This is a genomic window from Serratia sp. 2723, assembly GCF_050434425.1.
Lineage (GTDB): Bacteria > Pseudomonadota > Gammaproteobacteria > Enterobacterales > Enterobacteriaceae > Chania.
The window spans coordinates 1-8,525 of record NZ_JBNDIN010000028.1 but is presented as its reverse complement, the minus strand read 5'-3'; the positions used below and the strand labels follow the sequence as shown (position 1 = coordinate 8,525).

Genomic DNA, 8,525 nt, shown 5'->3' with positions numbered 1-8,525 from the left:
GGTGGGGTCGTGTTACAGGGATCTTCAGTGATGCAGTTCTGCGGGACGAACGTAGCGCTGGTAGGGCATTTGGTTTCCTGTCCGCAATGCAAAGGTGTCTTCCCCATTGTCAGTGGTACAGAAACCGTCCAGGTTGGCGGGTTGCCTGTGGCCCTGGAAGGAATGAAAACCGCCTGCGGGGCCGCTCTGATTGCTTCACAACATGAATGTAATGCCTGACGGCAACGTCGTTCAGCGCTAATCACTCCGCCAGAATCGGCAGAGTCACAAAACAATGGACAAGACTCTTCACCAGGGAGCAAGGATGCCGTGGCTACGCTAGATACGCTACAGACCGATTCAGACATTTCCCCACAACGCACCTCACTGGCCGCCGGGCTGCTTGCCACGCTGAACGGCAGTGAGTATGCACTGAGCCACGCGGACATCGCACTGTTGCTGTGCGCCCTGCCGGAACAAGGCCGTGGCATCACCCTCAACATTCTGCTGATTGACCGTCTGCTGCGGGAACTGGACCAGCGCCTGAATGCCCAGATGGATGCGATCCTGCATGCCCCGGGGTTTCAGCGCCTGGAATCAACCTGGCGCGGGCTGGCCCTGCTGGTAGACAACATTCCGTTTCATGAGAACATTCAGCTGACGCTGCTCCATGCCACTCAGGAAGAGCTGCTGGCGGATTTCGAATTCTCCCCAGACATTACCTCTTCAGGCTATTACCAGCATGTCTATTCGGCAGGCTACGGCCAGTTTGGTGGGGTGCCGGTGGCGGCGGTGATTGGCTGCTACGATTTCACCCCCGGTGCCGCCGATATCAAACTGCTGCACTACCTGAGCGTCGTCAGCGCCATGGCGCACGCGCCGTTTCTGTCGGCGGCAGACGCTACCTTCTTTGGCGTTGACTCACTCGCCGACCTGCCCGCCATTCTTGATTTGGACGCGGTCATGGCGGCACCGACACATATCCGTTGGCAGGCGCTCCGGGCTACCCCGGATGCCCGCTATCTGGGGCTGACCGTGTGCCGTTTTTTGCAGCGCGAGCCTTATACCCCAGCGTCACAGCAGGTCAGGCAGTTTGTCTATCAGGAACAGGTCGGCTCCCATCAGCACCTGCTGTGGGGCAACAGCGCCTTTTTACTGGCGCTCTGCCTGGCAGGCAGCTTTGCCCGTTATCGCTGGTGCCCGAATATTATCGGGGCGGAGAGCGGCGGGGCATTCCGTAACCTGCCCGCTCGCTACTATGCGGCGCTGGGGCGTTGGCAAGAAAAGATCCCGACCGAGACGCTGCTGTCGGACCAGTGGCAGTACCGCTTGTCAATGGCCGGGTTTATTCCGCTTGGGGTGCGCAAGCAAGGGCAGGACGTGGTGTTTTATTCGGCCAACTCAATCCAGTCGCCGCACTATACCGACCTCACGCCTGAGGGGATGAACGCCCGGGTCAATGACCAGTTGGGGGCGCAACTGCCTTACCTGTTTATCATTACCCGCCTGGCGCACACCATCAAGGTATTGCAGCGTGAACGGCTGGGTAGCTGGCGCAATCGGGGCGACCTGCAGCATCAGCTCAACAACTGGCTGAAACGCTTTGTCTCCGATCAGGAGAACCCACCCGCCAGCGTACGCAGCCGCCGCCCGTTACGCGCTGCACGCATTGAAGTGCAGGAAGTCGCGAATGATCCCGGCTGGTATCTGACACAGCTGCATGTGCAGCCGCATTTCAAACACATGGGTTCCAACTTCGTCCTCGCCCTGACCGGGCGTCTGGATAAATAACCTCCAAGACAGGATGTCTTCAGCATGAACCGGGATAAACATCGGCCATTTCCTCAAGCCCGTCGGCGCAAAGCGCTACACCAGGCTGCCGAGGCGCTGCAACAAACGCATGCCCCGCTGGTTTCCTTTCTGACCGCACCCAACCACGATCCCGATGTGGAGCGGCAACTGGAGGGCATGGCCTGGATGACCGGGCAGTTAGAGGGGCAGTTGGCAGACCAGCTACCGAACCTCACCCACCATATGTTGGCCCTGCTGTGGCCCTATTTTCTGCGGCCCACCCCGAGCATGACCGTGCTGGAATGGCAGCAGGATTACCTGTCGGATCCCACGCAGACCTGCCCCCGGATCGCCAAGGGGGCCACGGTGGTCAGTATCCCGCTGCCAGTGACGACCGGTAAGGAAACGCTGCGGTGCCATTTCCGCACCTGCCGTGATACCCGGCTGTGGCCGTTACAGGTACAGGCGGTAAGCCGCGAGCAGCGGCACGGCAATGACAGCCTGTGTCTGCAACTGGTCACCACGGCGGATCGGCCCCTGGATCTCACTAGCCTGAACGGCCTGCGGCTGTATCTGGGGGAAGACCTGCACACCGGGCAACAGCTGCATTTGTGGCTGAGTGAATACCTGAGCCACGCCACGCTGGAAGTGGGGGGAAAGACGTGGCCACTGCCGGAGCTGGCGCTCACCCCAGTCGGTTTCAACGACGAAGAGGCACTGCTGCCCTGGCCACAGAATGCCGATCCCGGCTATCGCCTGCTGCAGGAGCACGCCTGTTTCCCTAATGCCTTTTTATTTATGGACGTGGCAGGTTTCCCCAGCCTGCCTCCGCTGTCGGCCTCTCACGGCTTTACCCTGCGGTTCACTTTCTCCCGGCCTTTACCGTCTGCCCTGGTTATCAACCGCCAGACGGTGCGCCTGCATTGCACGCCCGCCATCAACCTGTTTAGCCATTACGCTGACGGGGTCAACCTCGATGGCACGCAGTCAGAGCTGCCGCTATTCCCCAGCGTGCGCCATCCTGAAGACTACGATGTGTTCTCGGTAGATGAAGTGACCGGCGTATCAGCCCTGAGCGATACCCCCCGCCACTATGCGCCGTTTGAGCGTTTCAGCCAGCAACAAGACGCGGGGTATTACCACGTGCGGGTCACATCGTCGCCCGTGGGGGGCTTGAACCATCACCTGGCGTTGATCCGCCACGGTGAAAACCTGGACAACCTGCCGCCGGAATCGGTGTCGGTACGGCTGACGTGCAGCCACCGCCGCTTGCCGTTGCACCTGAAAGTAGGAGAACTCCGCCAACCTGCCACCGGCTGCCCGCCGGGGGTGCGCGTACACAATATTACCCGCCCGTCGGTCCCCCTTAGCCCGAGGTTGGATGCGACCTTGCAGGCTGCTTTGCTGCGCAACCTCTCACTGAACAGCCGTTCCCTGCTGACGCTGACGGCATTGCGGCAGGTGCTGAGCGCCTGCGATCTGCCCGCCTGGCACAGTGAACTGGCGGCAGGGGTCTCCCGGCGGCGCAGAGCGGGGTTACTCAGCCTGACCGTGCACCCGGCTGAACGTTTCATCGACGGTGTGGCGATCGATGGCCTGGCCTCCACGCTCACGGTGCGGCTACAAGGGGCGTTTGACTCGGAAGGTGAGCTGTATCTGTATGGCCGGGTACTGGCACGGTTCCTGGCCCAACGCGCCAGCGTCAACCATTTCCATACCCTCACCGTGGTTAACCACGATAATCAGGAGTCTTACCGCTTTCTATGATCCCCAGTGCAGAGCAGGAGCAGCAGCTCCAGGTTATCGCCGATAACGTTAGCCAGTATGACTTCTACCGCCTGGTGGAAGGGCTGAACCGGCTGGCTGGCATCGATCCGGCCCGCACGCTCGGCCTGCCGCCGAATCGGGAGGCGTTGCGCTTTACCGCCGCTGCCGGGTTGGGCTTTGCCGCCAGCGATATGGTGGCGTTGCACCATGAGCCGGGTGGGCCGCTGCGTCTTGAGGTGAGCTTTCTGGGCCTGCAAGGTAGCCAGTCGCCCTTGCCCTATTACTATCTGGATGACATTGCCGGCAGCACGGCGCAGGGAGAGACACGGCTCAACGATTTCCTGGCGGTGTTCAACCATCGGCCCCTGTCGTTGGCGCACCAGATATGGCGCAAATACCGCTATGAGATCACCTTTAAACCGGGGGGCCGCGATGCCACCTCGGGACGTATTTTTGCCCTGATAGGCCTGGGCCATCCGCAGACGCGAGAGCAGTTGGGGATCAATGCCGAAGCCATGCTGGCCTACGCCGGTCTGCTGGCCTCACCGGGCCGTTCGCCGGAGGTGATCGCCCGCCTGGTCGGCCACTTCTTTTCACTCCCGGACGTGACGGTGCAGTCTTGCATGCCCCACGTCATGACGTTGAGTGACGAGCAGCAAAATCGCCTGGGGCAGGTCACCGCCGTACGCGGGCAACGCCATCAACCCCGTTCGCTGCTGGGGGGCAACTTTGTGATCGGCAGCCGGATGCGCGATCGCAGCGTCAAATTTCAACTGTCGATCAATGAGCTCACGCAGGAACAGTACCTGTCGTTTTTACCTGAGGGTAAGCAGCATCGTCTGCTGGTCAATTTTGTCGAGTATATCCTGCGCGAACCGCTGGTCTGGGATCTGCGCCTGACGCTGGCACGGCATCAGGCGGGGGGATTGAGGCTCGGCGACACGCAGCGGACCCAGTTGGGGTGGACCACCTTTGTGGGGCAGCCCGAAGAGCAACCCTACACCCTGTTGCCTGTGCGCAGGTAGCCAACGTCAAGGATTGATATGAACTTTACCGATCATCTCAGAGAGGAACATGCCTACCTGCGTGCGCTGGCAGACAAGGTGGGGCAGGAAACTCCGTCACTGGCCGCGCAACTGGGCCGCCATGCGGGCGATCCGGATGTGGAATGCCTGCTCCAGGGGGCGGCAATGCTGAATGCCGGGCTGCGCCAACGGCTGGAGGACGGCTTCCCCGAAGTCACGCAGGGGCATCTTTCACGCACCTGGCCCTTCCCCCTGCGGCCTATTCCGGCCTGTGGCGTGGTGAACGTCAGCGCCAAAGCCAACACGCTGGATGCACCGTTAACCTTGCCCGCCGGTGAATCGCTCTCCCTGTTGTCCGACGGACGTACGCAGGTGTTCCAGACCTGCCATGCCTTGACGCTGCAGCCGCTGGCCCTGATTGACCGGCAGTTGCTGGTCACCCACTCCCACAGCGAGATCCGCCTGACGTTTCAGTACCAGGGGCCGGGTGATACCTGGCCGGTCCAGCCGCTGTCGCTGTTTCTGGGCGACGATCCGCAGGTGGCAGCGACGCTGACCCTGTGGTGTGAACAGCATCAGGAGCGGCCCGTGCTACAGGTGGCAGGACGACAAACCGTGCTGGAAACGGTGTTGTCTTCCCCGCGTCCCACTGCGGATAACCGCATCCTGCCGCATGAGGGGGAAACCACCTGGGCGCTGCAAAGCCTGGCTGAATACCTGTACCTGCCCCATGTGCATGATTTCCTGACGCTGGATTTTGGCCCGATGCGCTCAGGGCTGACGTTGGGGAACAGCCGCACCTTTACCGTCATCCTCACGTTCAACGGGGAGATCCCACTCACTCAAGCGCAGTTGGCCTCGGCCTTTATGCTGCACTGCGTCCCGGTGATCAGCCTGGCGGCACAGAAAAGCGCCCCCATACGGCTGCTACCCGGGCAGAGCGTTTACCCGCTGCCGTATGCCGACGATCGCTGGGTATATGCCATCACCGGCGTCAGCATGCTGGAAGAGCCGGATACCCTGCGGCGGGGCCGACGGGTGCAATTCCAGCCCGACAGTGAACTGACGCCGGAATCGCGCTATGCGCCAGACGCCGCGTTGGCGCTGTTTTACACCGTCCGGGTCAGCGGTGATGTCCTGGGGCGAATGCAGCATGAACTGGTGCTGTGCAACAGTGCCGGTGAACCGCTGACCGATCCCCCTTGCCGGGCCGTGGTCTGCGATCTGCTCACCACCTCGGCGCAATCACCCACGTTACCGACAGGCTCACCTTTCCTGCTCGGCATGGCGGTGACCGACACTTTGGACGTCACTACCGTCAGCCGATTTTCGACCCCTTACCCGGCGGTGGTGGACAGCCATCACCATTGGCGGCTGATGGCCTGCCTGTCGTTCAGCCCCGCGCTTCTCAACCACCGGGAAACGGTGCAACGGGCGATCGACGATTTCTGCCTGCACGCCCGGCACAACCTGCCCCAGGTCCGGCACATCCGGCGGGCGGTGGAGGGCATCACCGCCGTCAAGACCGAACCGGTGAATACCCTGATGGGGGAGCGGCTACGGCGCGGTTTGCAGATGACCCTGACGCTCGATGACCAGGCGTTCGACAGCCCCGGCGAAGCCTACACCTTTGCGGCGGCGCTGAGCGTCTTCTTTACCCATTGCCTGACCACCAACAGCTTCCTGCTGCTGGATGTGATAACCGAACCTTCACAACGGCGCTGGGCATTGCCCCTGGCGCGCGGCCAACGAGCCATGATGTGAGACACCACAAGGAGTGAACGATGGACAGCGGATTATTTTTCAGCAGCCAACTCGGTGAACTGCCTCCGGACACCTTTGACGTGGCCGGTTTTACCCTGGAAGAAGGGTTGTCGACCCTGTTTACCCTGACCCTGAACCTGGTCAGCACCCGGTCAGACATCGAACTGGAAGCACAGTTGCTGCAGCCGGGGGCGTTGACCGTCACCGTCAGTGGCAAGGAACAGCGCACGATCCCGGGGCTGATCGCCAGCCTGACTCAGGGAGAAAGCGGTTTTCGCCGCACCTACTATCAGGCGGTGATCCGCCCGGATGTCTGGGTACTGAGCCTGAAACAGGACAGCCGGATCTTCCATTTCCTGTCGGTGCCAGACATCGTCAATCAGGTACTGGACGAACACCGTATCCCTTACCAGAGCCAACTCCAGCAGACCTATCCACAGCGTGAGTACGTGACCCAGAAGCGCGAAAGCGACCTGGACTTCATCCTGCGGCTGATGGCCGAGGTGGGGATCAGCTTCTGGTTTGAAGATAACGAACTGGTGTATGGCGATTCGCACCTGAGCATGACGGAAGGTATCCCGCTGACCTTCAACCCGCATATCCAGTCACCCACCCAGGGCGACATCGCCCATCGGCTGACCCTGGGAGCGTTCATGCAGTCACGGGAAAGCGTGCTCAAGGATCGCGAGCATCGGCGGCCAGACCATCCTCTGCAATTTAAACAGAGCGACCCTGCATTGGGCGGTGAAGCCACCCAGTACTCGGTCTTTGAGAGCTATGGCCGTTATCAGGATGACCAGACCGGGCCGCAGCTCAGCACCGTGCGGCTGGAGGCCATGCAAGCGGGCACCCAACAGGGCGCGGCAGAAACCAACAGCATCCGGCTGATGCCGGGCACCATTTTTACCTTGCAGGGCCACCCGGTGCAGGCGCGCAACGATCGCTGGCAGGTGATCACCGTCAGCCACCGTGGGGAGCAGCCTGCCGCGCTGGAAGAAGAGAGTAACGGCAGCGGCACCACCTTCACCAACTCGTTGACCTTTGCGCCGGGGAATATCGACTGGCGGCCAAACTACCGTTACAAACCGCTGGCCGACGGGGACGAAGTAGCCACCATTGTCGGGCCAAAGGGCGAAGAGCTGTACGTCAACGAACTGGGCTGGGTGCGGGTGCATTTCCACTGGAACCGTTACGACCCGGCGGATGAAAAAGCCTCCTGCTGGGTGCCGGTCTCCAACCAGTGGGCGGGGGACGGTTTTGGCTCGGTGACGCTGCCAAGGATCGGCCAGGAAGTGCTGATCAGCTACCTGAACGGCGATATCGATCGCCCGGTGGTCAGCGGGCGTTACTACAACGGCCTGAACAAACCGCCCTATCCGTTACCGGCCAACAAGACCCGCTCGGTCTGGCGCACCAAATCGCACAAGGCCGAGGGCTTTAACGAACTGTCGTTTGAGGATGAGGCGGGCAGCGAGGAGATTTACCTGCACGCGCAGAAAGACCTCAAGGCCCTGGTCAACAACGATGCACACTGGGACATTCGCGCCAACCAGAGCAGCAAGATTGGCGGCAACAGCCTGAGCGACATCGAGGGTAACCAGGAAAGCCGCATCAAGGGCGAACTCACCCTCCACACCAGCGGCAAAAAGTCCGAACTGGCCGACGGCGAATCCCATTTGCAGGTTGGCAGCGCCTATGTGGTGAAGGCTGGGCAGGAAGTATCGGTAGAAGCCGGGGCCAAAATCACCCTCTCGGCGGGCAGTGAGCTGACGCTCAAGGCCGGGGGCAGCTTTATCAAACTGGCGCCGGGGGCCATTTTCACCTCGTCATCGTTGCTGGTGGGCAGCGGCTCTGCGGGCAGCGGACAAGGCGTCAACCTGAAGATGCCAGGCGTGGTGCCGTTGTTGGCCGCCCCCACGCTGATCCAACAGGGCGTGCTCAGCAGTGATGCTCCGTACTGCGAAGAGTGCGAGAAATGTAAAGAAGGAGGGTGCGCGATAGATGATACCCCTGCAGCTGCGTCGCCCGGCAAAAATATCTCCAGCGGCTTTGTACAGCAATCCGGTGGAGCGTTACCGGCAACGGCCAGTAGCCCTCAAGGAATGCCCGGCAGTGGCTGGGCCTCGACAGGCGGTGTTTCTCAAGCATTGCCTAACGTTGGCTCTCTGCCCATCAGTGGACTGACCTCAATGGTTAACG

At 61.3% G+C, this 8,525-nt stretch carries 6 protein-coding genes; all 6 read left to right on the top strand.

Annotated features, from left to right (window positions below; translation table 11 throughout):
* Positions 1-219, top strand: a 219-nt coding sequence (locus tag ABIE29_RS23325) for a PAAR domain-containing protein (protein ID WP_429621711.1), incomplete at its 5' end; no start/stop codon positions are given.
* A 126-nt stretch (positions 220-345) separates the two neighbouring features.
* The gene (gene tssC / locus ABIE29_RS23320; RefSeq protein WP_429621713.1) at positions 346-1,770 is read left to right on the top strand and encodes a type VI secretion system contractile sheath large subunit; all 1,425 of its coding nucleotides are present in this window, start codon (positions 346-348) and stop codon (positions 1,768-1,770) included.
* 24 nt (positions 1,771-1,794) lie between these two features.
* Entirely contained in the window at positions 1,795-3,537 is a 1,743-nt protein-coding gene (tssF, locus tag ABIE29_RS23315) for a type VI secretion system baseplate subunit TssF (protein ID WP_429621709.1), read from the top strand.
* Positions 3,534-4,562: a type VI secretion system baseplate subunit TssG gene (tssG, locus tag ABIE29_RS23310; RefSeq protein WP_429621707.1), complete on the top strand. Its 1,029-nt coding sequence runs from the start codon at positions 3,534-3,536 to the stop codon at positions 4,560-4,562. Before tssF (ABIE29_RS23315) ends, tssG begins: the two co-directional genes overlap by 4 nt.
* Before the next feature lie 18 nt (positions 4,563-4,580).
* Positions 4,581-6,326 (top strand): type VI secretion system baseplate subunit TssF, encoded by a 1,746-nt coding sequence (tssF, locus tag ABIE29_RS23305; protein WP_429621705.1) that lies wholly within the window; start codon positions 4,581-4,583, stop codon positions 6,324-6,326.
* Positions 6,327-6,346: 20 nt separating this feature from the next.
* Positions 6,347-8,525, top strand: a 2,179-nt coding sequence (gene tssI / locus ABIE29_RS23300) for a type VI secretion system tip protein TssI/VgrG (RefSeq protein WP_429621703.1), incomplete at its 3' end; no start/stop codon positions are given.